The organism is Corallococcus sp. AS-1-6, assembly GCF_020037015.1.
Taxonomy (GTDB): domain Bacteria; phylum Myxococcota; class Myxococcia; order Myxococcales; family Myxococcaceae; genus Corallococcus.
This window is the reverse complement of record NZ_JAIQDE010000017.1, coordinates 14,052-38,323: the sequence shown is the minus strand read 5'-3', so window position 1 is coordinate 38,323 and position 24,272 is coordinate 14,052. Positions and strand designations below refer to the sequence as shown.

The following is a 24,272-nucleotide window of genomic DNA, read 5'->3' as shown; positions in this document are numbered from 1 at the left end:
CCCTCCGGAGTCCCCCATGAAGAGCTTCAAGGCCGGCTTCCCCAAGACGCCCACGGCGCCTCCTGCTCCGCCGAAGACGACGAACGCGGTGGCGACCCCGACCTTCTCCAAGCCGGGCGCGACGGCCGAGACGCCCAACGCCTCGCCGGCTGTCTCCCGGCCGACGACTCCCACCGGAACGACGCCCCAGGGTGACGCGTTCAAGACGTCCGGACAGCCGCAGGCGTCCTCGTCGCGCCCGACCATCGACGCGCACTCGCTCCAGGGCCCGCAGCTTCAGTCGCCCAACCTCTCCGAGAGCGACATCGCGGACCTGGCCCTGGGCCGCACGCCGGGCAAGGGCAGGGCCGTGGCGCCGCGCCCTGAAATCCAGAAGCTGGTCGAGGACCTGAAGCTGGAGAACCCGGGCGCGGAGGTCCTGCGCTACACGGACCAGGGCGGCCATCCGATGCTGAAGCAGCCGAACCTGCCCGCGGGCACGGACGCGGGCGTGTGCAGCGCGATGACCTCCGAGTGGATCCGCACCGGCAAGGAGGCGGGCGGTGACCCGATGAAGGGCTCGCAGGCGTTCGGCAAGCTGACGGACAATCACTTCGGCAAGCTCATCGACAAGCAGCACGCCGAGCACCTGCAGAGCGACGCGCTCACGAAGCTGAACGGCGCGCACATGGACGACATCTCCAAGCTCCAGGGCCGCGTGGAGCAGCTCCAGGGCAAGAGCGCGCAGCGCAAGGAGATCAACGAGCTGCTCACGAACCCGGACCTCACGCTGGAGCAGCGCCAGGGTCTGAAGGCGCAGCGCAGCCAGTTGACCCAGGAGCTCAAGGACGGGATGGCCCAGCTCAACCAGGACAAGGACGCCATCGCCCAGAAGCAGACGGCCATCGCCAGCCTGGTGGACGACTTCCGCACCGGCCGTGGCGGCGGCCACCCGGGCGTGAAGGTGCAGGACTTCGAGCCCATCACCTCCGACACCTTCGCGCAGAAGCTGTACGCCGGCACGAAGGAGAACGGCCACTACCGCATCGGCCTGCGCAAGTCGGGCGAGTCCGCGGAGGGCCACGTGCTGGGCCTGCACAAGACGGACGGCCCGAACCGCTTGCTGGATGCGAACACCGCCGAGTGGAAGACGGACAGCCACGAGGACGCGGTCAACCTGACGGCGGATCACCTCAGCGAGCTGTACAAGGACTACAGCACGTTCGACATCACCCGCTATTAGTCACACCCGCCGGGCCCACGGGTCGTCGCCCAGCAGGCCCGGCAGGAACGACAGCCAGTCGCGCGTGGTGCCCAGCAGCGTCTCCAGCGACACGGCCGCCACGCGCAGGAGCAGCCCGTCCTCGCCCAGGGGGCTGGCGGAGACCACCTCCCGGGCGCGCGGCTGCACCGGCAGGCCCGCCACGCGCGCGGCCAGGGACTCCCGGGCGTCCTTCAACGCGGGGCCCACCAGCAGCACGGACGCCAGCGCGTCGAAGCGGCCCAGCCGCTCCGGCAGCGCGCCGTGCGCGGGGTCCAGCACCCAGCGCTCATCCACCAGCGCGCGCCCCTCCCGCGCGACGCGCAGACGGGAGGCGTAGTGCAGGAAGGCCCAGCGCTCGCCCCGGGCGCTGCGCCCCGCCGTCACCACGTCCGCGAGCACCAGCGACGCGCCCGGCGACAGCGTCACGTCCAGGGACTGCGCGTAGCGGGCGCCGGTGAAGCAGACGGTGGGGTCTGGCACCCACGCCAGCAGCGCGTCCGGGCCCACGCGCGCGACCAGGTCGCTGCGGCACCCCTGGGGCGAGCGGTAGACGCGGTTCGCGCCCTGCGTCGCGAGCAGCGCGCAAGCACCGTCCGCCACGTCCACCTCCAAGCGCAGGTGGTCCCCGTCCACCAGCCCGCCACCGAAGGAGCTGGTATAGGCCCACGCCGCGTGGCCGTGGTTGCGCGGCGTGAGCAGCCGCAAGGGGCTGTGCGCCAGCGCGGTGCGCACCACGGTGCGAGGCCCCGAGCGCTCGAACGCGAGCCGCGCGACGCCCGCGCGCTCCGGGACGGGAAGGGCGAAGGTCACCCTGCCCTTCTAGCACGCCAGGGCTGCGGGCCCGACCCTCACGGGCCGCCCCCGTAGCGTTTCGCGCTACAGGTCCGCCGCGCGACAGAGGCGGAGAACCCCTGGCACGCAACCTGCTTTTGGGGCGGCCCGCCAAATCTGACATCGCCTGTCAGAAATGGCGCAACCCCCTCTTCCCAAGGGACAGCACCATGCACCGTCGTTCCCCCTCTCCCTGGCTTCGCGCCCTGACCCTCTCCTCGTTCGCCGTGGGTGGCCTGTTCGTGGCCGCGCCCGCCCGGGCCGCTGAAACGAGCGAAGCACCCGCCACCATCCTCGACGTGTCCATGCAGGACGGCGAGCTGACCGCGCGCATCCGCTGGGGCGCGGCGTCGAAGTCCCTGCCCACGGAGGTGGAGGTCGTGTCCCTTGACGGCACGGACAAGCCCACCGCGGGCGAGCGGCTCTCGCCGAAGGCCGGCGAGGAGGTGGAGGTGAAACTGTCCGGCGCGGTGCGGGAGCCGTGGGAGACGGGCTGGGCCCAGCGGCTCGTCGTGCGGGAGGCGAAAGGCCGGGAGCTGGCCAGCCAGCCCTATGACGTCAGCCTGGCCTGCGAGGACGAGAAGACCTGCCAGCTCACGGCCACGCCGGGCGTCTCCGCCAGCCGCGAGGTCCTGCACCTGAGCACGGACCTGCAGCAGACGCTCGGCGCCATCGAGAAGGAGCTGGGGACGAAGCAGTTCGACATGGTGCGCGAGGTGGCCCGGCGTGAGCCCTCGCTGTACGGCGAGGCCCTGACCTACGCCCATGGCCTGGTCAAGGTCGGCCCCGCCCAGGGCTGCCAGTGCTCCTGGACGACGTCCCATGCGCGCTCCAACACCCAGGGAACGAGCCTGGGCGCGGCGCACGACCTGTATGCGCGCCCCCTGCGCCAGACGCAGGCCTCGAACGCCCGCCTGTCCACGCAGGGCAGCAGCCGGGTCACCCTGAATCTTCACTGCACGTCGTTGGCCTCGATCCTCACCCAGCACGTGGGCATCCGTCAGCCGGGCGGTCTGGTGAAGACCGTGCGCATGCTCCAGCCCGTCTACAGCACCTGCGCCGGGACGTGCAGCGGCCGCTTCAGCCACTTCGGCCGCATCACCGGCCGCGCGACCGCGCGGACCACCCCCATCTATCCCCCGCCTCCCATGACCCTCCTCAACGCCACGGCCATGGAGCAGAGCAAGTACCACCTGGGCAATGCCCTGAGCCCGCTCCTGAATGAGACCCGCTACGCGCCCACCGACGGTGACTTCGACGTCAGCACCACCCTGAACGACGTGGGCAGCGGTTCCGGCTACGTCCAGACGTCCGGCGAGGCCTTCTACGCCTACAACGGCGACGCCTTCACCTGGCAGCCCTACGGCCGCGCGCAGGCCAACTACGCCATCGCCATCCAGGGAGTCGCGGTGTGCCCGGGCGGAGGCCTGAACCCCATTGGCCGCGCCTGGGACACCGAGTCCACCTATGCGCTCCCGCCGGAGTCGCTCCCCCTCACGGACAGCATCTGGAACTTCTTCAACGGCCTGTAGCCCGCGGCGCTACACCCGGCGGGGTTTCCGTGACGTGAAGGGACACATTCCCAGCGCAAGCAACGTTTTCGGAAACATAGTGGAAAACCACGCATTTCCTCCCAAGCCCGCGTCAATCACAGACGTGGCGCAATCCCTGGCACGGGACCTGCTCTGACGGGGAACCGCCCTCCAGCCCTTCGCGCTGGAGGGCGGACCCCCATTCTCCGCAAGGGATTGCCCCATGCCCCGTCCCCCGTCGCGAGGCCCGACCGGCCTCGTTCCGTCCTGGCTTCGCTCGCTGACCGCCTCCTCCCTCGCGCTCGGAGGCCTGCTGGCGGGCGCTCCGGCCCACGCCGCGGATCCGCAAGAGGAGGTCCGCCCGAACATCGCCACCGTGCTCGACGTGGCGCTGGAGGACGGGGAGCTGACCGCGCGCATCCTGTGGACGGACCGGCAGGAGGACCTGCCCGCGTCCTCGAAGCTCGTCTCGTATGACGGCAAGGACAGCGCCACCGCGGGCGTGGACGTGACGCCGAAGGCAGGCGGAATCTCCACGGTGAAGGTGTTCGGCGCGCTGGACAAGCCCTGGCAGACGGGCTGGGCGCAGAAGCTGGTGCTGGAGGACCCGAAGGGCCAGCCGCTGGCCACCCAGCCCTACGACGTCAACCTGGACTGCGCGAGCGACAAGGAGTGCAGCCTCACCGTGTCCAGGGGCGTCACGTCGGACCAGGACGTCGTGCACGTGAGCAGCGAGCTGGACGCCGCCCTCACGGAGCTCGACGCCCGGTATGGCCAGGGCGAGTACGACCTGATGCAGGAGGTGTCCAAGGACTTCCCGCACCTGCGCGGCGAGGCCATGGTCTACGCCCAGCAGTGGTCCTGGTGGTACCCCATCCCCATCTCCGGCCCCTGCACCTGCGGCTGGACGACCACGACGACGCGCACGCCCACCACCACCCAGAACATCTTCGTCTCCTACCCGGGCCGCGACCTCTACGGCTGGACCGGGCCGGGCGCGAAGCACACGCTGAGCGCCAACGCCCTCACCACGTACCCGGTCACCCTCAACCGGACCGTCATCGGCTCCAGCCAACTGTCGCTGGGACTGCGGTGCTCGCGCCGGGTCTACTATTACTGGTGGGACGTCCTCATCTACCGGCCGGGCGGGCTGTTCCCGGTGCGCTTCCCCTTCCCCGTCAGCGTGCCCTGCACCTCGCCGTGCCAGGCCCGCTTCGACCACATGGGGCGCGTCACCGGCCGCACGACCCTCAGCGGCGTGGCCTCCGCGTATGAAGCGGGCACCTGGCGCGTGAACGGCGGCTCGCCGTACATCAACCAGGTCATCACCGGGAACAACGCCTTCGACGCGGACGCCATCGCCGTCTCGTTCTCCAACACCAGCGCCTACAACACGGTCAGCACGACGGGCCGGGTGTCGGTGCCCTCCACGTCCAGCTACGCGAGCGCCATGACCACCAACGGCCATGCCCAGGCCATCCACGGCAAGCTGACCTGTCCCCAGATTCCCGCGCTGGCGGGCAGGACCGTGTCGGATTACGGCACGACGCAGGGCACGTCCCACCAGCTCAGCCTGTACTGGTTCATCCAGGACTTCGCGGCGCAGTTCCCGTAGCGCCCGGCTTCAGCCTCCGTGAAAGACAACACCCCGGAGGCCGGCGCCGTGAAAGGGGCCGGCGTCCGGGGTGCTTGTTTCCCTTCCGCGCGCGAACGGCGGCGGACGGCTACTTGTCGGTCGCGTCCTCGATCTTGTCGCCGGCCTTCTCCGCGGCGTCGCCCGTGGCGTCGGCGGCGTCCTCGGCGGTGTCCTTCACCTTGTCGCCCGCCTGCTCCATGTCGTCCTTGGCGGACTCGCGGGTGTTGCGGTGGCAGCCCGTGCCCACGGACAGGGCGCTCAGCGTCAAGGCCAGCAGCGTCAGCTTCTTCATGCGGTGTGACTCCTTCGCGAGAGGGGGGTGGCGGGATGCGACCCGCCTTCCCCCGTGCGCGCCGCAAGGTAGGCACTGTCCGCTAGCTGCCAAGGGGCAGCCCTCCGGGATGTCCACTCCGGGGCATCCGGGCCCCACTGCGGCGTGTCGGAACACGCTGCTAGGGTTCGCCTCCACGAGGGGCCTGCTCCCGCCCCCGGAGGCCCCCACCCATGTCGCTCCCAAGGCCCACCCTGCTGCTCGTCCTGGCGTTGACGGCCCTCTGGGGCTGCGCCTCCGACGAGCCGAAGCCCACCGAGCAGCTCTTCTCGGACGTCCAGTTCGACGTCACGGTCCCGCCGGAGACGCCGGTCGCCGCGGAGCTCTTCCTCCAGGGCCCCAGCGCCACGTTCGGCGGCGCGGACGGGCGGGGTCTGGCGCTGGTCTACCAGGGCGGCCGGCAGTTCAGCCTGAAGGCCCGGCTGCCCAAGGGCACCGCGTTCACCTACGCGGTGCGGATGGCGGCGCCCACGGCCCAGGTGGCGCTGGACGCCCAGGGGGCACCGGAGCCGGAGCACACCTTCACCGCCCAGGAGAACGAGGAGCGTGTCGCCTTCACGGTGGAGCGCTTCGGCGCGGAGGGGGGGCAGACAGGCGCGAGGACCGTGTTCATTGTCCAGGTCCCGGACATCACGCCGGTGGATGCCAGGGTGTGGCTGTCCGGAAACCAGCCGGAACTGGGGAACTGGAATGGCGCGGAGGTGGAGCTCTACAAGGCCGTGGACAACGCCTATGCCGGCGCCGTCACGTTCGCGGCGGCCACGGGCCTGGAGTTCAAGGTGACGCGCGGCTCGTGGGACACGGTGGAGAAGAGCGAAACAGGCGCGGAGGTGGCGAACCACACCTTCACCACCGGCGGCCACTTCGAGCGCGTGTCCGTGGGGGTGAAGGGCTGGGCGGACCTGACCACGCCTCCGCCGCCCCCGCCGCTCACCGGCGACGTGCGCTACCTGCGCGACGTCGTGCCCCAGGACGCCACGCTCAAGCCGCGTGACGTCATCATCTGGCTGCCGCCCGGCTACGAGGCGGACACCGCGCGCCGCTACCCGGTGCTCTACATGCATGACGGCCAGAACCTGATGGACGTCAGCACCGCGTTCGCCGGCGAGTGGAACGTGGACGAGACGGCGCAGGCGCTGGTGGAGTCCGGCCAGGTGGAGCCGCTCATCATCGTGGGCGTCTACAACACCAGCGACCGCATCGCGGAGTACACGCCCGTGCCCTTCCCACCGGGGTACCCGGACGCGGGCCGCGCGGACGTGTACGGCCGGTTCCTCATCCAGGAGCTGAAGCCGCGCATCGACGCGGAGTTCCGCACGAAGCCGCAGGCGGAGTTCACGGGGCTCGCGGGCTCGTCGCTGGGCGGGCTCGTGTCCATGTCGCTGGGGCTCAAGCACCCGGACGTCTTCACCCGCCTGGGCGTGGTGTCGCCGTCGGTGTGGTGGGCGGACCGGGAGATTGTCGCGCAGGTGAACGCGCTCGCCGCGAAGCCCGCGCTGCGCATCTGGGAGGACATCGGCACCCAGGAAGGCTCCGGAGCGGAGGCGGAGACGGTGGCGGATGCGCAGGCGCTGCGCGACGCGCTGGTGGCCAAGGGCTGGGTGCTGGACGACGACCTCAAGTACACCGTGGTGGAGGGAGGCCAGCACAACGAGGCCGCGTGGAGCGCGCGCTTCGGAGACATCCTCCGCTTCCTCTATCCCGCGAAGCAGTGACGAAGCCGCCGCCCCCCACCACGCCGGATGGGCGCTACCTGGTGGTGGACGGGAGGCTGTGGCGTCGCTCCAATCCGGCGCTCGGGCCCCGGCAGCGAGAGCTGCTGGTGGCCGCGCTGATGAGGGCCCGCGCCGACGTGGGCCGGGCGAAGCGAGCGAAGGACGCGGCCCTGGAGCGCAGGGCCCGGGACCGCGTGCACCGGGCCAAGGTGGGCCTGGGAGAGCGGGGCCCGCCGTGGTGGACGGACGGCACGCCGGACCTCAACCGGCGCCTCGTCCGGAACACGCCCTACGCCGCCTGGTACCAGGACCTGCCCCAGGCCCCCTGAGCCGGGGCTGACGTGAACGCCCACCTCCGGGCATGAACCACGCCTCCCGCCCCGAAGCGGCATTCCCCCAAGACAAGAAGGAACGGGTGTCTGCGTCACGCCTGGAATCGGCGGTGATGGCTGGTGCCGTCGTTGTTCGTGGCGGCGTGTGGCTCGTCGTGGAAGCCGGAGGCTTCGCCAGAAGCGCGGGAGGTCGGCGCGAGCACGCAGACCATCCTGTACCCGCCGCCCGTTGGACAGTACGGCGTACCTGGGCCCGGTGGGACTGAACGACGCAGTGCGGACGCAGTTCACGACGAACCCGCAGTACCTGTCCTTCAGCCTCAACGTGGCCACGGGCGAGCAGGTGAGCCTGGAGGTGACGCACCTGGGCAGCAGCATGTACCTGGACACGGGCCTGTTCATCTACGGCCCGAAGAACGCAAGCGGCAGCGACGGCACCCCGGTGCTCGCGCAGGACGACGACGCGGGCTACGGCCAGCTCTCCAAGGTGGCCAGCCTGACGCTGGCCCACGGCGGCGAGTATCTGGCGGTGGTGAGCACAGGCACGGGCGCGGGCAAGAAGTTCCGCCTGGCGCTGGGCTGCATCAACGGAGCCTGCGCGCAGGAGGACCTGTTCACCGCATGCGACCTGGACGTGGCCACGCGCATCGAGGTGTGACGAGAGCGTGGTAGAGCCAGGGCGTGACGCCCGCGAAGGCGTTGTCGCAGTGCACGGACGCACAGGACGCGCACAACGCCTGGCTGTCACAGTGCGCGGTGTCCTCCGGCCAGAAGCCCTGGTGCACGAACGGAGAGGCGGCCTTCACGTCGCGGATGTGGCCGGCGTGCAAGGACTTCTACCAGCGCTACCAAGGCGCGGGGCCGCTGCCCCTCACGCAGTTGGAGGACAACGACACCATCAAAGAGGCACGGGCGGACGGCCACGCGAGGTGCAAGGCCGGAGAGAACGCCTGCGACGAGTTCCTCTGGACGTTCAACGTGCCCTCCGTGGAGGACACGCAGCCCACGCAGTTGGACTGGGTGGTGGAGGGAGCCTTCGCCACGCTGCCGGAGCTGTCGTCCAACCAGCGCGTGCAATTCACGCGGAAGCCGGACCTGACGTACGCGAACTTCTCGAGCCACATCGCCCGGGCCAGCCCGGAGCTGGGCCAGGTACTACCCCAGTCGCCGGGCAACGGCACGGAGGTGCCAGTAATGGCGCACCTCAACAATGATCCGCTGGTGGCCCGAGGCGCGCGTGACTTCCACAACCTCTACAGCATCGTGCACTTCCCCCAGTCGCACCGCACCGCGGTGTTCTGGCTCATCCAGCACGAGTACTGAGCCAGGAAGCCACCGCCAGACAAAGGCGCCCAAGAAGGCCCCAGCAGTCCGTCACTCCCCCCGCGCCACAAATCCTTCGCGAAGACGCGCGCCTCGTGGATCGCTGCGGTGGACCACAACGGGAACTCAAGCAGACGCAAAGTCGGGCCCACGAGAAAAGGCACCCGCCCGGGCACGGTGGCCGCGAAACCTGTCCGACAGTCGGACAGGTCCGCGCGGAATGAAGCCAGGAAACGAACGCCGCGTGGAGCACAGCGGCAGCCGCGATGTCGCGCGTGCTCGGGTACCAGAATGAGGAATGGGCAGAGGCGCCCGCCCGGGGGCCGGTTGCCTCAAAACTTGTCCGACTGTCCGACAGGTCCGCGCGGCATGAAGCCGGGGAACGTACACCTCGCGGAGCACAGCGGCAGCCGCGATGTCGTGCGTGCTCGGGTACCAGGATGAGGACATGGGCAGAGGCGCCCACCCGGGGCCGGTTGCCTCAAAAGCTGTCCGACTGTCGGACAGGTTTTCGCCACCTGGGGCCGGCGAACTTGTCCGACAGTCGGACAGGTTTTCGCCGCCCGCCGCCCGGGGGCGCGCTCACCCGGCAAGCGACGCGGAGGGTGGGCCCCCGCACGTCCATGTCAGACCCCTGTGGTGGGATGGCGATGCTGAAACGAGGAGGGGGATGGGGATGGAGCGGCGAGGACTCGTGGCGTACGTGGAAGCGCAAATCGAGCGCGATATCGCGCTGGGGCGGCTGCACCCGAGCGGGCAGTTTGGCTCCGAAGCGAAGCTGGCGCGTCGCTATGAGGTGTGCCGGGGCACCATCCGCGAGGCACTGCGGCGGCTGGCGGCGCGGGGCCTGGTGGTGCAGCGCCCCGGGCGAAAGACTCGCGCGGTGGCCCTGGATGAATCGCTGACGCTGGAGAACCTGGGGCTGGCGCTGCATGACGCGCGCTCCCCGCAGGCCCGGTGGCTTCTGGAGGGCTACTTCAGCCTCAAGCGGCAGGTGTTGGTGGAGCTGCTGGTCGACTGCTGCGCGAAGGCCTCGGATCGCGACCTGGACCGGCTGGGGAGCGCGTGCTTCCGGCTCCAGGACGCGGCGCGCTGGGAGTCGGGGGCAGCCTGCGCCCAGGCGGAGTTCGAGCTGCTTCGGGAGGCGGCACGCGTGGCGGAGCGGCCGGGGCATGTGCTCCTCGTCCAGTCCCTGCAACGGGCCTTCCTGGGAGGCGCCGCCAAACTGCTGCCGCTCCTGGGCGGAGCCGCGCTTCGCGCATGGGCCTCACGCGCGATGGCAATCCTGCACGAGCGCGACGTGCAGGCGCTTCAGCACGAGCTGCCGGTACTGATGAAGGCTTGCGATGAGCTCGTGCTGAATGCCTTTGCTCCTGCTCCGCAGAAGCCTGCGTCCCCCGAGGCCACGTGCGCCCAGGAATGGCCTCTCGGCGCCACCGAGCAGGACAAGGCACCCTCGGCACATCCCTGTGTGGAGGATCATGGCGTTGGCTGCGGCGAGGCAGCCGCCGAGCAGGATGAGGTGCTGGAGGCTCTGCCTTGCGTCGAAAGACCTGGCCCCCGCCATCTCTCACCGATTGTCCTGCGGGACGACTCACTGGAGATCCCGCGTCCCTGCGAGGGCGCCCCCGCCCCCCTTGTAGAAGACGTCGAGGACACTGGAGTGCTTGCGGTTACAGGCCGCCATCATGCGGCTCTTGCCGTGAAGCCTGACCACAGGGCGCCGCCGTCACCTCCCACCTTGATGTTCGCCCCATGCGTGCTCGACCTGGGGTGCGTCGAAGAGGGCGTGACGGAGGCGGGCTTGGGAAGCCCGTCCGACAGCCGGACATGTCCGCGCGTTTCGTCACCGGACGGCGGCATCCGGCCCGAGCCACCATGCTCGGACCGCGGTGAGCGGACACGCGTGACTCCGCACACGGTGAGCGGATCGTTACAGACCATCCAGGGGGTTCTGATCCGGTGGGCTGCGCGCCTCTGGCGCTGGCCCATTCCAGGACCTTCACCTGTTTCGTGGGTGGCGGCCGCCCGGCGCGCCCACGCTTGTACGCGGCGCTCCGACGGGTAGCGACTGCGCTGCGGGGCCACCTGCCTAGAAGGCGTACCGCACGCGGCAGTACGGCAGGTGCTTCGCGAGCAGGGCCTGGAACTCCGCAACGTGGCGGCCCTTGAAGCCGGTGCGGTAGCGCACGTTGATGCCGCCGCCCTGGGACACCTTCGTCTCCTGGATTTCCGGCCGCCAGAGCAGCTCCTCCGCCTTCGGGTGCCAGCGCAGGTTCACCTCGTGCAGGCCCGCGTTGTGCGTGAGGAAGATGACCTCACACGCGAGCTGCTGCTTCGCCCGCTCGCCGATGCCTGCGTCCACCTGCTGGAACAGCTCCACGTAGGCGTCCTGCCAGCCCTCGTGGAGGATGACGGGGGAGAAGTTGAGGTGCACCTCGTAGCCGGCGGCCACGAAGTCGTCGATGGCTGCGATGCGCTCCGCGATGGGGCTGGTGCGCACGTCCAGCAGCTTCGCCGGCGCGTGCGGCATCAGGCTGAAGCGGATGCGCGTTCTGCCCTTCGGCTCGTAGGTGAGCAGCTCGCGGTTCACCAGCTTGGTGGCGAAGCTGGCCTTGGCGTTGGGCAGCGTGGTGAACAGCCGCACCAGGTCCCGCACGTTGTCGCTGATGGCCGCGTCCGCGGCGCAGTCACTGTTGCACCCGATGTCGTAGACCCACGCGTGGGGGTCCACCGTGTTGGGCTCCAGCTTGGGCCCGCGCTTGTGCGCGTGCTTGCGGATGGCGTCCTGGATGCGGTCGATGTTCACGAACACCGTGACCGGGTTCGCGTAGCCCTTGTTGCGCGGCACGTAGCAGTACGCGCACGCCATCACGCAGCCGTTCGCCGTGGAGGGCGCGATAAAGTCCGAGCTGCGGTCGTTGGCGATGAAGGACAGCGTCTTCTTCCCCCCCAGCACCAGGGTGCTGCCCTTGATGCGGTTCCAGGCCTCCACGTTGCCTTCGTTGCCGAAGAGGCCGGGGATGTGCTGGTGCGAGGCCACCTCCACCCGCTCCGCGTCCGGATAGCGCGCCAGGATCTCCCGGCCGCGCGCATGCTCCCGCACGGCGGGCTCCAGGTAGATGCGCGACACCTTCAGCAGCCGGTCGAGCGGGCCGGGGCCCGCCGGGACGGCGGCCGGGCGCGGGGCGGGTTCCGGGAGGAAGAGGTCCAGGTTCGTCACCCGGCGGATGTAACCGGCTTCCGGCCTGCGCGCACCCACGGTGGCCCACCTTGTGTCGGGTGGGCCACCGGGCCGGGGCCCTCGGTCAGCGCTCGGACGGAGCCGAGCGGCGCGTGGGGGCGGGGGCCCGCGCGTCCAGTTCCTTCAGCACGGCTTCAGGCAGTGGAGCGGGCTTCTCCAGCGCGGCGGCGACGCTCGCGGTGGGCGCGTAGACGCGGTGGTTGTTCACGCGGAAGTCGCTGTCCGTCACGGTGGAGATGACCGCGACGCGGCCCAGGTCGTCGATGGGCGGCCCGTCCGACCGGAACGCGACCCGGTCCACGAGCTGCACCTCCGCGGCGCCGGGCGGCGTCACCCAGACGGAGTAGCGCCGGGCGAGCAGGTCCACGTTCATGCGGAAGTGGTACGTCTGGTTGCGCACGTACGGCACCCGGCGGATCCACGAGTAGCCCGCGCCGTTGCGCACCTGGAAGATGCCGTCCTCGCTCATGCGCAGCGCCATGTTCAGCCGGTTGAAGGCCGTGACCTCCGTGGAGCTGTCCGTCCAGCCCACCACGCCGCCGCCCAGGTTGTCCGCCAGAGGGGTGAGGTCGAACTCCACGATGCGCGTGCCCGTGTTGCCCGTGCCCAGCAGATGCTGGCTCCGCGGCAGCTCCAGCTTCGAGTACCAGGGGTAGTTGGGGCGCGGGTTGAAGCGCAGCAGCGCCTCCAGGAAGTAGTAGTCGCCGTAGATGAGGCTGACGTTGATCTCCTGCCCCGCCGGGTAGTTGCCCACGCCGTGCAGCAGCAGGCCCGGGCTGTTGGTGCCCTGCGCCAGGTACGCGGTCGACGCCAGCGAGTCGAGCATGGCCAGCGCGGCGTTGCGGTAGGTGGTGCGCCGGGTGGCGTCCGTCTCCAGGCTGCTCAGCTCCAGCAGGCCAGACGCGACGACGGCCGCGGCGGAGGAGTCCTTGGACTGGCTGGGCGCGTTGAAGTCCCAGTTGGGCACGCGGTCCGCGGGCAGGTTCGCCAGGTAGTAGTCCGTCACCCGGCGGGCCGCGGTGAGGAAGCGCGCGTCCTGCGTGTAGCGGTACACCATCGTGAAGCCATAGATGAGCCACGCCTGCCCGCGCGCCCAGGTGGACCAGTCACGGTAGCCCTGGAAGGTGCCTTGCGACCGGATGGTGCCGTTGTTGTTGTAGTCCACGTAGTGGAACGAGCTGCCATTGGTGCGCACCGCGTCCTGGAGCGTCCGGAGCGCGTGGTTCACCGCCATGGTGCGCCACGCGGCGGGGCCGCCGTTCTGGGCGCCCCAGAGCAGCAGCTCGATGTCCATCATCGTGTCGGTGACGAGCGGGATGTTCCAGTTCGAGTTCCAATCACAACAATCGATGATGCCCACGGTGCTGTTGTAGCGCGTGGCCAGCGACGCGGCGGAGGTGAGCAGCACGTCCCGGTAGTAGGGATTGCCGGTGAGCCGGTAGGCATTGCCGTAGCTGTTGTACATCTTGAAGCCCAGGTCGTGCGTCTCCGTGTTGGTCTTCTGGACCTCCAGGGGGCGCGTCCACAGGTCCGCGCGGTCGCGCCAGTAGGGCTCGTTGGCCACCTGGAACATGAACCACATGCTCCCGGGGAAGAAGCCCTGCGTCCACGCGACGCGGTCCGTGTTGGCCACCGTGGTCCACGTCCCGTTGGACAGGGACGCCTTGGGCGAGCGGTTCACGTTGGGCAACTCCAGAATCGTGTCCGCGAGCTGCGCCCGGGCGAACGTGAACACGCGCACCGCGTCCGCGTCCGTGAAGGCGTTCGCCACCGGCGCCACCAGCAGCGCCATCATCCACCACAGCTTCACTCCCGGCTTGGACAATCCCATACACCCTCCCCTGCAATGACAGGCAAGCAAGGTGCGGGTGTGCCAGCCCGGGGAACAGGGCCCTCGGGGGTGCTGGCTGGCCGTCCCCCCTGCCTCGCGGCAGGGATGGGATGTGGCCCACCCGACCTAGAAGCCGGGCGGGCGCTCACCGGCGACGCCGGAGGCGCGCTCCAGGGCGATGCCCACGCGGCCCAGGGTGCCCTCGTCGAAGAGCTGGCCGATGAGCGTCACGCCGTGGGGGACGCGGCGCGGGGTGGCGAAGGTGGGCATGGGGCGTTTGGGGTCCGGGGCCCAGTCGCTGCGGGCCCTGGACACCTCCACGAAGCCGGTGCGCAGCGTGAGCGACGGGTGGCCCGTGTGGTTGGTGATGGTGAGGGCCTCGTCGCGCAGCGAGGGCACGAGCAGCACGTCCACCTGCGACATGACGCGCGCCATCTCCTGCGCCACCTTGCGGCGCAGCCGGTCCGCCTGGACGAAGTCCACCGCGGACAGGAAGCGGGACTGGCGGAAGAGGTTGGGCCACGCGTCCGGCGTCTGCATCTTCAGCGCGTCCACGCCGTGGCTGAGCGTGAGCTCTTCAAACGCGGCGGCGGCCTCCGCGAAGAGGATGACGTTGAGGGCAGGGTACGGCCAGTCGGGGAACTGGACCTCCACCGGCGTCAGGCCCAGCCCCCTGAGCGCCTCCAGCGCCGCGCGGTCCACGTCCGTGGCGGGGCTCTCCTTCATCCACGCGGGCACGTAGCCCACGCGCAGGCCCTTCACGGGCGCGTTCGCGTCGAAGTCCAGCTTCGCGGACACGCTCGCCACGTCACCCGCGTCCGCGCCGTTGAGCGCGGCGAGCACCAGCAGCGAGTCCTCCACCCCGCGCGTCATGGGCCCCAGCTTGTCCAGCGACCAGCACAGCGTCATCGCGCCCGTGCGAGGCACGCGGCCATAGGTGGGGCGCAGGCCGGTGATGCCGCAGCGCATGGACGGCGACACGATGCTGCCGCCCGTCTCGCTGCCCAGGGAGAAGCCCACGAGCCCCGCCGCCGTCGCCGCGCCCGGCCCCGCGCTGCTGCCAGAGGAGCCCTCCTCCAACAACCACGGGTTCTTCGTCTCGCCGCCGAACCAGATGTCGTTGAGCGCGAGCGCCCCCAGGCTGAGCTTCGCCACCAGCACGGCGCCCGCGCGGTGCAGCCGCTCCACCGCGGCGGCGTCCGTGGTGGGGACGCGGTCGCGGAACGGCTCGGCGCCGTAGGTGGTGCGGATGCCCGCGGTGTCCACCAGGTCCTTCGCCCCCCAGGGGATGCCGTGCAGCGGGCCCCTGTAGCGGCCCGCCGCGAGTTCCTGGTCCGCCTGCCGCGCCTGCTGGAGCGCCAGCTCCTCCGTCAGCGTGATGACGCACTGGAGCTTCGGGTCATGGCGCTTCAGCCGCTCCAGGTACAGCCGCGTGAGTCGCTCCGAGGTGATGGCGCGCGACTGCACCCAGCGCGACAACCGCGTGAGCGGCGCGAAGGCGATGTCCTCCTCCTTCGCGGGCAGCGGCACCTTCGCGTCGCGGCTGCGCACGAAGCGCTCCTTCGCGGGCGCGGTGGGCTTGAGCCCCGGCAGCGACGGGTTCCACTGCGAGGCGGGCGACAGCGTGGGCTCCAGCTCCAGCTTGCGAGGGCCGGTGCGGCGCTCGTGCAGCGGGGCCAGGGACACGCGCCAGTTGCTGGCGGCCTGGGTGCGCTCGGCGGGCGTGAGTCGCACCTGCATCAGCTTTTCGGCCTCCGCGAAGGTTGTGGGGCTCACCTCGGGCCCCACCGTGGGGCCCGCGCCGAAGGTGGGCGGCGCTCCGGCCGGCGGGGCGGACGTGCCCGCGTCCGGCGCCGCGGAGACGGCGGTGCTCGCGAGTCCAATCACGGTGTGGGTCAGGAACTGCCGACGCGAGCTGCTCATGGCGCGACCTCACGGATGAAGCGAAGGGGGCGCCAGTGTGCCACCGCCTACGAGCGATGCACGTCGCGGAAGGCGAGCATGTCCCCCAGCCGCTGCTCCTTCGCGTCGTCGAAGCCGCACGCGGCGTCCCAGGTGGCGGGGTTCTCGTAGGTGCCGAACAGCATGTCCCAGATGGGCAGGTCGCCGTAGTTGTTCCGGTGCTTGCCGTACTCGTGGTGGATGCGGTGCATCTCCGGCCGCTGGAAGAACCAGCCCACCCAGCGCGGGGTGCGGATGTTGGTGTGGTAGAAGTATTCGCCCAGCGCGCAGCAGGCCGTGTAGATGGCGCCCGCCGCCGGGCTCAATCCCAGCACCGTGTAGACGAGCAGCCCGCCAATGAGGCTGTTGGCCGTCATCTCCAGCGGGTGCTTGTAGAAGCTGGTGATGACCTCCAGCCGCTGGGGGCTGTGATGGATTTGATGGAAGAGCCGCCAGAGCACGTCGCTCTCGTGCCGGGCGCGGTGCCACCAGTAGAAGACGAACGTGGCGATGAGATAGGCCAGCACCCCGCCCACCACCGGGCTCACGTGCCGGGACAGGTGGAAGACCGAGTGCGCGGAGAACCACCGGTCCCAGGTGTAGCCGCCCAGCACCACCACGCCCACCTGCGCCAGGTTGATGAGCACCACCCGCAGGTGCCAGCCGCGCACGCGAGGCAGCTTCCACCCCAGGGAGCACTGCTCAATGAGCAGACAAAAACCGGCGATGAGGACGAGCCAGGGCAGCATGGAAATCCCTCCGTGACGTCAGGCTGGCCCCTCATACGCATGAGCACGCCGGAGATGTCTTTCGACCGGACTGACACTGTCACCTGGGAGGAATGGGACGGGCGGGACGGGGGCTGGCATCCTGGGGGCCATGGCTCGGAACAGCACCCTGACGGCGCGGTTGGGTTACATCGACACGCAGGCCACCTTCGTGCAGGCGGCGCTGCTGGCGGCGCACGGGGCCGGGGCTCGGGCGGGCGGCTTCCGCGTGTCGGACGTGCGCTTCTACTTCCTGCTGTTCACCAACTGGGTGGAGCACGACGTCACCCGGCCCTCGCAGGACATCGACCTGACGCAGGTGCGCCGGACGCTGGAGCGGCTGGTGCGCGCGGGCCACGCGGAGGCGAGCACCAGCGCGCCCGTGAAGGGGCTGCCCCGGGGACGCCGGTACGTGCTCACCGGCGAGGGGCTGTGCTCGCTGGCGGAGGGGCTGGCCGCGCGGGAGCGGGCGCCGCTGGAGGAGGCGCTGTTCGTGGTCTGCTTCGCGGCGAGCTACCGCGACGCGGTGCTGTCGCGCGTGGAGGGCCGGGCCCGGGCGCTGTCCCCGGCGGTGCGGCGGCGCGTGGAGCGGGCGTTGGATCCGCTGCGGCTGGTGAAGGAGGCGCAGCGCACGTCGGCGGCGGTGCTCGCGGACCTGGAGGAGCGGGTGGAGGCGGGCTTGCGGTACGAGGAGCAGTCCCGCAAGGCCATGGCCCGCGCGGAGCCCGTGGCGGACGTGGTGCGCGCGCTGGAGGCGGCGGGTTCGTACCAGTTGCACCGGGTGCGGCCGCTGGGCGAGGTGCTGCTCGCGTTGCCGGAGGACCTGCGCCAGTTCGAACTGACGGAGGGCATGGGCCTGCGCTCGCGGCTGCTCTTCGCGCCCCTGGCGGAGCGGGCGCGGGCGGAGCACGCGGTGCTGGCGCGGCTGGAGGCGCGGCTCACCCCCGGCAAGGCGCAGGGGTGAGCCCCGGGACGGCGCCTAACGCAGCGCCCGGGTGAGGCGGGAGCCCAGGGCCAGCGCGAGCCCGTCCTCGACCAGGCCCGCGGCCACGTTCGGCACGCGCAGCCGCTGCGTCAGGAGGCGGCGGAAGCCGACGAAGAAGTAGCTGGAGGCGATGGCCGCGGCGGCGCCGACGAGGGCGAAGCCCACCCGCGCCCCCTTGCGCTTGCGCGACACCGCGGCGCCGGTGATGGCCCCGGAGAGGATGCGGCCGGACAGGACCGGGAACGCGGTGCGCGGAGGAGCCTTGGGGTTCTTGTCTCCCAGGAGCTCACCCAGGGCCAGGAGGCCCAGGCGCTGCGACACCTTCTTCGACGCGAGGCCCGGCAGGGCCCGCTTCAGCGCGCGCGTCGGCTTGCGAGACAGCTCCCGCGAGAGGAACGCGGGCGCCGTCATGCTCCGCATCCCGGCGAGGACGCCGAAGCCCGCCGCCGTCCAGATTTCATTGTTCGTTCGCATGGGTCCCGACCCCCATTGGGTGGTGAAAACTGGAGGGTGGGGGCGCGGCGCCCGTCCGGCCACGAACCGGCGAGCGAGCACCCAGGCGGACGGTGGAGTGGCCGGCCTGTGCCGGCGCTACATCCAAGCCCCCGGGGTCACCCTTCCGTGTTGCGGAGGAAGTCCGCCACCTGGGCGAAGCGGTCATCCAGGAAGCTTCGCAGGCCGCCGGTGATGCCTTGCTGGTCCATGGCCTTCCGCATGCACCGCAGCCACGCGTCCCGCATCGCCGTGTCCACCGGCAGGTGCCCGTGGCGCATGCGCAGGCGGGGGTGGCCGTGCGTCGCGCTGTAGTGCTGCGGCCCGCCCAGCCAGCCCACCAGGAACATGCCGAAGCGCTGGCGCGTGCCCCGGTTCACCTTCCCCTGCGCATCCAGTTCGTGAATGGCGGCGAGCGCGGGCTCCTCCGCGTCCATCACGTCGTAGAAGGCCTCCGCCAGCGCGTGGACGGGCGCCTCGCCGCCCATGCGGGTGAAGGGGGTGTCGTCCAGGGTGGGGACCCAGCCGTCCGACGGCGGGGGCTTCAATTCCATGCTCATGGCTTCCTCATGCCGCCCAGCGCTTCGGCCGGCGCTGGAGGCTCTTCAATCCCAATCCTTCACAGAACGCCTTGAAGCGCGCTTCCGGCACGCCCTTCCACTCCAGGTCCGCGAGCGACGCCGTGCCCGGCAGCGGCGCGTCCTCCACCAACGTGGCCAGCGTGCGGTACAGCCGCGCGTCCTCGCGGTGCGCCTTCAGCGTCGCCGCCAGCTTGTCCGCGCCCCGCACCTTCACCGTCCACTCCGCCGCGTCGTCCGGGATGGCTTCCAGGTGTCCATACGCCTGGAGCACCGCCGCCGCGCCCTTCGCCCCGAAGCCCGGCAGCCCCGGGATGCCGTCCGCGTCGTCGCCCATCAGCGCCAGCAGGTCCGGGACGCTCTCTGGCGCCACGCCCAGCTTCGCCTTCACCCCGTCCGCGTCCACCACCTTCTGCTGCCGCCGGTCCACCTGCACCACGCGCTGGCCGCGCACACACTGGCCCAGGTCCTTGTCCGGCGTGAGCAGCCGCACCTGCTCCACCTCGCCCGCCCAGCGCGCCGCCGCGGTGGCCAGCGCGTCGTCCGCCTCCTGGTCCTTCATGGACCAGACGCGCACGCCCAGCGCGGAGACGGCCTCCTCCACCAGGTCGAACTGCGCGCGCAGCTCCGGCGGCACGCCCTCGTCCCCTTTGTAACCGGCGAACAGCGCGTTGCGGAACGAGCGGATGGGGTTGTCGAACGCGACCGCGACGTGCGTCACGGCCTCCTCCTCGTCGTGCAGGAGGGCGAGCAGCGAGTCCATCACGCCCGCCGTGGCCTTCACGTCGCGCCCGTCCGGCGCGGTGGTGCCCGGCCGGGGCGAGAAGTGGGCCCGGTACAGCTCATACGTGCCGTCCACGAGGTGCAGGCGCATGTTCCCCCTCTAGCGTCCCTCCCGCCGCACGGCCAGCAGCCCGTGCGTGCCGGGGCCTGTGCGCCTCGTTCCCTACACGACGCCTGTCAACCCCCTCGGCCAGCGTGCCGGGTGGGGACAGGCCGCCGATGCCGACCGGGTGCGCACCGCCCATTTTCCAAACCAACTCCCCCTGGGCCGCGCCGGAGCGTCCCAGCATTCCACCGGCATGAGGTGACCCATGCGCCCGAAGCTGTTCGCCGCCGCCCTGCTCTGCGTCGCGGCCCTTGGCTGTGCAGGCAAGCAGGTGATTGCTACGTCCACCCATCAGCAGCGCGTCCAGGCGGAGGCCGCGCTCCGCTCGGCGGAGAACTCGCAGGCGCCGAACGTGCCCGAGGCCGCCCGGCACCTTCAGTTCGCGCGTCAGCAGATCGCCGACGGTGAGCGGCTGATTCAAGAGGGCGAGCAGGAGGCCGCGGAGCTGCGGTTCCGGCAGGCGGCGGCGGACGCGGACCTGGCGTCGGCGCTGGCGCGCGCGGTGCCCCTGAAGAACGAGGCGCGGCGGGCCTCCGAGCAGGCCGAGTCCCTCCGCCGCGGTCAGTGAGTCCCCCACCTCTAGCCTTGTGAGGAGCGAGTCATGCAGCGTTGGAAACTTGGATGGTTGGCGGTCGCGGGAGTCACGGCGCTCTCGGTGGGGTGTGCGCACGGTCCCCCGCCCAGTGAACTGACCGCGGCGCGCCAGGCGTACCGCGAGGTGTCCACGAGCCCCGAGGGCCGCGAGCGCCCCGCGGACGTGGCGGCGGCCCGGGCGGCCCTGCAGGAGGCGGAGAACGAGTACGCGGAGAGCAGGGGCTCGGTGAGGACGCGCTCGTTGGCGTACGTGGCCCTGCGCAAGGCGGAGATCGCCTCGGCGCGCGGCGAGGCGGACCTGGCCGCGCAGCAGCGGGCGCAGGCGGAGGCGTCCCTGCGGGAGCAGCAGGAGGCGCGCGCGCAGAACCTCACGCGCCAGCAGGAGGAGGAGCGCGCGAGGTACGAGGCCCAGCGCCAGCAGTATGAGCAGCAGCGCCAGCAGTTCGAGGCCCAGCGTCAGCAGCTCGACGCCCAGCGCCAGCAGGAGGCGGAGCGCCTGCGCGCGGCGGATGCGCAGCAGCGCCAGCAGATGGAAGCGGAGATGCAGCGGCGCCTGGAGCAGCAGCAGGCGGAGGCGCAGCGGCTGGCCGAGCTGAACCAGCAGCTCCAGCAGCGCACGCAGGAGCTGGAGCAGGAGCGGCAGGCGCGGCTCCAGGCGGAGCAGCGCGCGTCGCAGGCGCTGACGCGGCTGCAGGACGAGAACGTGAAGGTGCGGGAGGAGGCGCGCGGCACGGTGGTGACGTTGTCGGGCAGCGTGCTGTTCGCGACGAACGCGACGGAGCTGTTGCCCGCGGCGCGCGACCGGCTGTCGGAGGTGGCGACGGCGCTGAAGGAGTCGAAGAACCCGTTGCTCATCGAAGGCCACACGGACTCGCGAGGCTCGGAGGACTACAACGACCAGTTGTCGGAGCGCCGGGCGGAGAGCGTGCGGAACTTCCTGGTGAACCAGGGCGTGCCCGCGGACCGCATCCAGATTCGAGGCATGGGTGAGAACCGGCCGGTGGCGTCGAACAGCACGGCGGAGGGCCGCGCGAACAACCGCCGCGTGGAGATCGTGGTGGAGCGCAACGTGGCGGGAGCGCAGCCGTCGCGAAGCGGCGGCGTGGGTGGAAGTGGAGCGCAGCAGCCGCCGCCCCAGGGCGACCAGGACCAGGGACAGAACGCGCAGCCGGATGGCACGGGAGGCAGCGGCACGGATGCGCAGCCGCACGGCGCGGGCGTGGACCACCAGAGCCCGCAGCCGGAACAGGGCTCGGGTGACGGTGCCGCGAAGCAGCAGGTGCCCCAGCAGCCCATGGACCACGGGCAGTAACGCACGTCCGTGCTCCCTGAGCATGAAGGTCCTCACTCCATGCGGGTGGGGACCTTTTTCTTCATCCGCGCTTCATTCGCGCACGTTCCGAGGGGGCGCGTTACCCTTGGAAGCCCGGCTCCGCCATGATCGACAAGTCGCCCGTCCTGCTCACCACCGAGCGCCTCCACCTGATGCTGCTGCCGCCCGACGCGGCGGAGCGGGTGCTGGCGTACCACGTGGCCAACAAGGACCACCTGGGCCCGGTGTCGCCAGCGCGCCCGGCGACCTTCTTCTCCTCGGCCTACTGGCGCACGCGCCTGGCCCAGGACCGCGAGGACTTCCGCCACGACGTGTCCCTGCGCGTCTTCCTGCTCCCCAGGGGCCAGCCCCTCGCGCTCGCGCCGGTCATCGGCAACGCCTCGCTCGCCCACATCCGCCGGGGGCCGCTCCAGGCCGCGGACCTGGGCTATGGCCTGGATCACCGCCACGAGGGCAAGGGCCTCATGACCGAGGCCCTCCGCGCCTTCTGCGACTTCGCCTTCAGCGCCATGGGCCTGCACCGGCTCCAGGCCAGCCACCTGCCGGAGAACCTGCGCAGCGCCGCCGTCCTCCGCCGCCTGGGCTTCATCCCCGAGGGCTACGCCCGCGACTTCCTCCTCATCAACGGCCAGTGGCGCGACCAAGTGATCAACTCGCTCGTGGCCCCCGCCGACCCCGGCCTCCGCCGCGGCCCCTGACCTTACGCCAATTTTGTCGATATTGTGGATATGGGGCTTTAATAGCCCCTTTTTCGAAGCTTGGACGCCAATATCGACAGAATTGAATGAGACCCGGGCCCTCCCATTTCCGTGACGAGTTCTGGCGGAATCCGCCGCCGCTGCCTCGTGGCGTCAAGCTGGTGCAGCAGGAAGCCATCGTGGTGCCGCGGGTAGGTCCTCGGGGGGAATCCCTCTACGACCTCGCGGTGGTCCAGCTCCCGGAGGCTCGCGTTCCCGTGTTGTTGGGGTATCGCGCCCCTCTGTTCCCGACGGATGTGCTGAGCCAACGCGAGAAGCTGTCTGCCCTGCGCGAGCAGATTCAACGCAGGGATGCGGATCCGCGCTCGCTTCCCGCCTTCCGGCTCCCGATGCTCGTCACGGACTCGGCCTCCGCCAGCGTCATCGACCTCTGCGAGCGCGAGGAGGTGGGCCTGCTCGACATGCGCGGAACGTTCTTCCTGCGCACAGGCAGCACCTTCATCCGGGTGCAGGGACATCGCCCCCTGGAGCGAACGCCTCGCGAGCCCTTGTTCCATGGCAAGGGATGCCGGCTCGTGCGCGTCCTGCTCCAGTCCCCCGAGCAGCGCTGGACAGTTCGCGCGCTCTCCGAGCAGACCCAGACGAGCTACTCCTATGCACATGGAGTCACCACGAGACTCCTGAAGGAAGGCTTCGTCGAAGGAGGCCGCGGCACCGGCTTCCGGCTTCGGGATCCGGTGGCCCTGCTGAGAGCATGGCTGACGAGCGACAAGCCGACAGCCATCACCCGGGAAGGCTTCAACGCTCCAGCCACGACTCCGGACCTGCTCGGCAAGGCCCATGGCCTGCTGACCTCCCAGGGCATCCGCTCGACCTTCACGCTGGCAAGCGCCCTGCGTCCCGACGAACGAGCCGTCTCCGGGCTCCCCCACGGCATCTACCTTTCGGGATCCCTTGAACCCGCCGTCTCGGCGTTCGGACTGCGCCGGATGACTCCGCACAACTTCTTCGTGCTTCGCCCGGAGCCAGCCGCCGAAACCGACGCGGGCGGCATCTACCATGCACAGCGACTGCTACCGCACGGTCCAGCGGTCGCGCTGCCCCAGTTGGCCGTGGACTTCCACCAGAGCGGCGGCAGGGGAACCGAACAGGCGGAGGATTTGGCCCGGCGCTTCGCGCAGGCCCTCCCCCTTTCGGATGAGCCTTGATGACGGATGAAGAGCGCTTCGACGAAATCCTCGGTGAATTGGGCGAGCTGATGCTCGACTTGGGAGACCTTTCCAGCCGCATCATGCTCATTGGAGGGCAAGTCCTCGCGCTGGAGTCCAGGCAGCGGGGTGGAAGCGGGGTCATCTCCATCGAGACCGATACCGGTATCGTGATCGAGCGAGGCTTCTCCTACGAGCCGGATCTGCTGTTCGACGTGGATGGCTCGGACTTCATGGCCGAGCGCCTTCCGGATGTCCTCCGCCATCGAGGCTATGCCAGGACCCGGCACTTCCGCTGGTCGAAGACCTTGCCCGGTGGGCAGATGGACGTGGACCTCTTCGTCCCCAAGGACGTCGACCCCAACGAGCTGCCCACCGGAATGACGCCCTTGCCGGATGCACGGCTGGCGCTCCGCCGCGGTCATGCCGTGGTCCTGGTCGCGGGAAAGCCGCTGCGGATCCTGCTGCCGGATGCCACGGGGTTCCTGACGATGAAGGAACGCGCCAAGCGTGAGCTGCGCCCGGACAAGACCAAGGACAGCTTCGACATGTTCGCCTACGTCAAGCTGGTGGGCCCGCAGGCCGTGCGCGACTCACTGCAGCAGGCGGGGGAGGAAGGACGGACGCTCCGGAACAGATTGCTTCAACTCTTCTGGAACACGGAAGCGCCAGGCCCGCGCGACGTCATCCGCTACGCAGCGAGCCTCGATGCGGACGAGCAGGCCCTGCTGGCCCAGGCGGCGGTCGACCTGTTCTCGGAGCTCTGATC

General features: G+C 70.5%; 23 protein-coding genes. 14 read left to right on the top strand and 9 right to left on the bottom strand.

Going from position 1 to position 24,272, the window contains the following annotated elements; genetic code table 11:
* Positions 1–16 precede the first annotated feature (16 nt).
* On the top strand, positions 17–1,222 hold the full coding sequence (locus K8612_RS22860; protein WP_223763852.1) for a cell division protein ZapB: 1,206 nt from the start codon (positions 17–19) through the stop codon (positions 1,220–1,222).
* Here K8612_RS22860 and K8612_RS22855 read toward each other — a convergent pair whose 3' ends face one another.
* The gene (locus K8612_RS22855; RefSeq protein WP_223763851.1) at positions 1,223–2,053 is read right to left on the bottom strand and encodes an urease accessory protein UreD; all 831 of its coding nucleotides are present in this window, start codon (positions 2,051–2,053) and stop codon (positions 1,223–1,225) included. It lies immediately after the preceding gene.
* Between the two features lie 191 nt (positions 2,054–2,244).
* Here K8612_RS22855 and K8612_RS22850 point away from each other — a divergent pair, with 191 nt between their 5' ends.
* Together K8612_RS22850 and K8612_RS22845 are read left to right on the top strand one after the other, a co-directional pair.
* Complete coding sequence (locus tag K8612_RS22850; protein WP_223763850.1) at positions 2,245–3,606, top strand: hypothetical protein; 1,362 nt, start codon at positions 2,245–2,247, stop codon at positions 3,604–3,606.
* A gap of 223 nt (positions 3,607–3,829) precedes the next feature.
* On the top strand, positions 3,830–5,221 hold the full coding sequence (locus tag K8612_RS22845) for a hypothetical protein (protein ID WP_223763849.1): 1,392 nt from the start codon (positions 3,830–3,832) through the stop codon (positions 5,219–5,221).
* 109 nt (positions 5,222–5,330) lie between these two features.
* Here the strand turns inward: K8612_RS22845 and K8612_RS22840 are convergent, their stop codons facing one another.
* Entirely contained in the window at positions 5,331–5,534 is a 204-nt protein-coding gene (locus K8612_RS22840) for a YtxH domain-containing protein (RefSeq protein WP_120568379.1), read from the bottom strand.
* A gap of 212 nt (positions 5,535–5,746) precedes the next feature.
* Between K8612_RS22840 and K8612_RS22835 the strand changes: the two genes are divergently transcribed.
* From K8612_RS22835 to K8612_RS22815, 5 genes are all read left to right on the top strand, one after another.
* A complete protein-coding gene (locus K8612_RS22835) occupies positions 5,747–7,288 on the top strand; it encodes an alpha/beta hydrolase-fold protein (RefSeq protein ID WP_223763848.1) in 1,542 nt (513 codons plus the stop codon).
* On the top strand, positions 7,285–7,617 hold the full coding sequence (locus tag K8612_RS22830) for a hypothetical protein (protein WP_223763847.1): 333 nt from the start codon (positions 7,285–7,287) through the stop codon (positions 7,615–7,617). The genes K8612_RS22835 and K8612_RS22830 overlap by 4 nt, the downstream gene beginning before the upstream one ends.
* 277 nt (positions 7,618–7,894) lie before the next feature.
* Positions 7,895–8,278 carry a hypothetical protein gene (locus tag K8612_RS22825; RefSeq protein ID WP_223763846.1) on the top strand — a complete coding sequence of 128 codons (384 nt, stop codon included), beginning with the start codon at positions 7,895–7,897 and terminating at the stop codon, positions 8,276–8,278.
* A gap of 23 nt (positions 8,279–8,301) precedes the next feature.
* Positions 8,302–8,943, top strand: coding sequence for a hypothetical protein (locus K8612_RS22820; protein ID WP_223763845.1), 642 nt, complete (start codon positions 8,302–8,304; stop codon positions 8,941–8,943).
* A 670-nt stretch (positions 8,944–9,613) separates the two neighbouring features.
* The gene (locus K8612_RS22815; RefSeq protein ID WP_223763844.1) at positions 9,614–11,011 is read left to right on the top strand and encodes a FadR/GntR family transcriptional regulator; all 1,398 of its coding nucleotides are present in this window, start codon (positions 9,614–9,616) and stop codon (positions 11,009–11,011) included.
* A gap of 24 nt (positions 11,012–11,035) precedes the next feature.
* Here K8612_RS22815 and K8612_RS22810 read toward each other — a convergent pair whose 3' ends face one another.
* The 4 genes from K8612_RS22810 to K8612_RS22795 form a co-directional block, all read right to left on the bottom strand.
* On the bottom strand, positions 11,036–12,205 hold the full coding sequence (locus tag K8612_RS22810) for a spore photoproduct lyase family protein (protein WP_223763843.1): 1,170 nt from the start codon (positions 12,203–12,205) through the stop codon (positions 11,036–11,038).
* 46 nt (positions 12,206–12,251) lie between these two features.
* On the bottom strand, positions 12,252–14,018 hold the full coding sequence (locus K8612_RS22805; protein WP_223744900.1) for a glycoside hydrolase family 88 protein: 1,767 nt from the start codon (positions 14,016–14,018) through the stop codon (positions 12,252–12,254).
* A gap of 126 nt (positions 14,019–14,144) precedes the next feature.
* On the bottom strand, positions 14,145–15,941 hold the full coding sequence (locus K8612_RS22800) for an amidase (RefSeq protein ID WP_223763842.1): 1,797 nt from the start codon (positions 15,939–15,941) through the stop codon (positions 14,145–14,147).
* Positions 15,942–15,988: 47 nt separating this feature from the next.
* Positions 15,989–16,708, bottom strand: a complete 720-nt coding sequence (locus tag K8612_RS22795) for a sterol desaturase family protein (RefSeq protein WP_223763841.1) — start codon at positions 16,706–16,708, stop codon at positions 15,989–15,991.
* A 130-nt stretch (positions 16,709–16,838) separates the two neighbouring features.
* Between K8612_RS22795 and K8612_RS22790 the strand changes: the two genes are divergently transcribed.
* On the top strand, positions 16,839–17,690 hold the full coding sequence (locus K8612_RS22790; RefSeq protein ID WP_223744903.1) for a hypothetical protein: 852 nt from the start codon (positions 16,839–16,841) through the stop codon (positions 17,688–17,690).
* 15 nt (positions 17,691–17,705) lie between these two features.
* On the opposite strand, the gene K8612_RS22785 is transcribed toward K8612_RS22790, so the two are convergent.
* The 3 genes from K8612_RS22785 to K8612_RS22775 all read right to left on the bottom strand — a co-directional run bounded on the left by K8612_RS22785 (position 17,706) and on the right by K8612_RS22775 (position 19,655).
* Positions 17,706–18,185, bottom strand: coding sequence for a hypothetical protein (locus K8612_RS22785; RefSeq protein WP_223763840.1), 480 nt, complete (start codon positions 18,183–18,185; stop codon positions 17,706–17,708).
* Between the two features lie 137 nt (positions 18,186–18,322).
* A complete protein-coding gene (locus K8612_RS22780; RefSeq protein WP_223744905.1) occupies positions 18,323–18,763 on the bottom strand; it encodes a group II truncated hemoglobin in 441 nt (146 codons plus the stop codon).
* A gap of 7 nt (positions 18,764–18,770) precedes the next feature.
* On the bottom strand, positions 18,771–19,655 hold the full coding sequence (locus tag K8612_RS22775) for a 5'-3' exonuclease H3TH domain-containing protein (RefSeq protein ID WP_223763839.1): 885 nt from the start codon (positions 19,653–19,655) through the stop codon (positions 18,771–18,773).
* A gap of 220 nt (positions 19,656–19,875) precedes the next feature.
* Between K8612_RS22775 and K8612_RS22770 the strand changes: the two genes are divergently transcribed.
* The 5 genes from K8612_RS22770 to K8612_RS22750 all read left to right on the top strand — a co-directional run bounded on the left by K8612_RS22770 (position 19,876) and on the right by K8612_RS22750 (position 24,270).
* Positions 19,876–20,238 carry a DUF4398 domain-containing protein gene (locus K8612_RS22770; protein WP_223744907.1) on the top strand — a complete coding sequence of 121 codons (363 nt, stop codon included), beginning with the start codon at positions 19,876–19,878 and terminating at the stop codon, positions 20,236–20,238.
* A gap of 33 nt (positions 20,239–20,271) precedes the next feature.
* Positions 20,272–21,576 carry an OmpA family protein gene (locus K8612_RS22765; protein ID WP_223744908.1) on the top strand — a complete coding sequence of 435 codons (1,305 nt, stop codon included), beginning with the start codon at positions 20,272–20,274 and terminating at the stop codon, positions 21,574–21,576.
* A gap of 125 nt (positions 21,577–21,701) precedes the next feature.
* Complete coding sequence (locus K8612_RS22760) at positions 21,702–22,295, top strand: GNAT family N-acetyltransferase (RefSeq protein WP_223763838.1); 594 nt, start codon at positions 21,702–21,704, stop codon at positions 22,293–22,295.
* 161 nt (positions 22,296–22,456) lie between these two features.
* Positions 22,457–23,503, top strand: coding sequence for a hypothetical protein (locus tag K8612_RS22755; RefSeq protein ID WP_223763837.1), 1,047 nt, complete (start codon positions 22,457–22,459; stop codon positions 23,501–23,503).
* The gene (locus tag K8612_RS22750; RefSeq protein WP_223744913.1) at positions 23,503–24,270 is read left to right on the top strand and encodes a hypothetical protein; all 768 of its coding nucleotides are present in this window, start codon (positions 23,503–23,505) and stop codon (positions 24,268–24,270) included. The genes K8612_RS22755 and K8612_RS22750 overlap by 1 nt, the downstream gene beginning before the upstream one ends.
* Positions 24,271–24,272: the final 2 nt, after the last annotated feature.

Excerpts from the sequence above, each read along its gene's own strand:
- K8612_RS22785 (WP_223763840.1), bottom strand. The coding sequence starts at position 18,185 with ATGCGAACGAACAATGAAATCTGGACGGCGGCGGGCTTCGGCGTCCTC.
- K8612_RS22790 (WP_223744903.1), top strand. The coding sequence starts at position 16,839 with ATGGCTCGGAACAGCACCCTGACGGCGCGGTTGGGTTACATCGACACG.
- K8612_RS22750 (WP_223744913.1), top strand. The coding sequence starts at position 23,503 with ATGACGGATGAAGAGCGCTTCGACGAAATCCTCGGTGAATTGGGCGAG.
- K8612_RS22850 (WP_223763850.1), top strand. The coding sequence starts at position 2,245 with ATGCACCGTCGTTCCCCCTCTCCCTGGCTTCGCGCCCTGACCCTCTCC.
- K8612_RS22765 (WP_223744908.1), top strand. The coding sequence starts at position 20,272 with ATGCAGCGTTGGAAACTTGGATGGTTGGCGGTCGCGGGAGTCACGGCG.
- K8612_RS22815 (WP_223763844.1), top strand. The coding sequence starts at position 9,614 with ATGGGGATGGAGCGGCGAGGACTCGTGGCGTACGTGGAAGCGCAAATC.
- K8612_RS22770 (WP_223744907.1), top strand. The coding sequence starts at position 19,876 with ATGCGCCCGAAGCTGTTCGCCGCCGCCCTGCTCTGCGTCGCGGCCCTT.
- K8612_RS22840 (WP_120568379.1), bottom strand. The coding sequence starts at position 5,534 with ATGAAGAAGCTGACGCTGCTGGCCTTGACGCTGAGCGCCCTGTCCGTG.
- K8612_RS22845 (WP_223763849.1), top strand. The coding sequence starts at position 3,830 with ATGCCCCGTCCCCCGTCGCGAGGCCCGACCGGCCTCGTTCCGTCCTGG.
- K8612_RS22805 (WP_223744900.1), bottom strand. The coding sequence starts at position 14,018 with ATGGGATTGTCCAAGCCGGGAGTGAAGCTGTGGTGGATGATGGCGCTG.
- K8612_RS22795 (WP_223763841.1), bottom strand. The coding sequence starts at position 16,708 with ATGCTGCCCTGGCTCGTCCTCATCGCCGGTTTTTGTCTGCTCATTGAG.
- K8612_RS22775 (WP_223763839.1), bottom strand. The coding sequence starts at position 19,655 with ATGCGCCTGCACCTCGTGGACGGCACGTATGAGCTGTACCGGGCCCAC.
- K8612_RS22860 (WP_223763852.1), top strand. The coding sequence starts at position 17 with ATGAAGAGCTTCAAGGCCGGCTTCCCCAAGACGCCCACGGCGCCTCCT.
- K8612_RS22835 (WP_223763848.1), top strand. The coding sequence starts at position 5,747 with ATGTCGCTCCCAAGGCCCACCCTGCTGCTCGTCCTGGCGTTGACGGCC.
- K8612_RS22780 (WP_223744905.1), bottom strand. The coding sequence starts at position 18,763 with ATGAGCATGGAATTGAAGCCCCCGCCGTCGGACGGCTGGGTCCCCACC.
- K8612_RS22800 (WP_223763842.1), bottom strand. The coding sequence starts at position 15,941 with ATGAGCAGCTCGCGTCGGCAGTTCCTGACCCACACCGTGATTGGACTC.
- K8612_RS22760 (WP_223763838.1), top strand. The coding sequence starts at position 21,702 with ATGATCGACAAGTCGCCCGTCCTGCTCACCACCGAGCGCCTCCACCTG.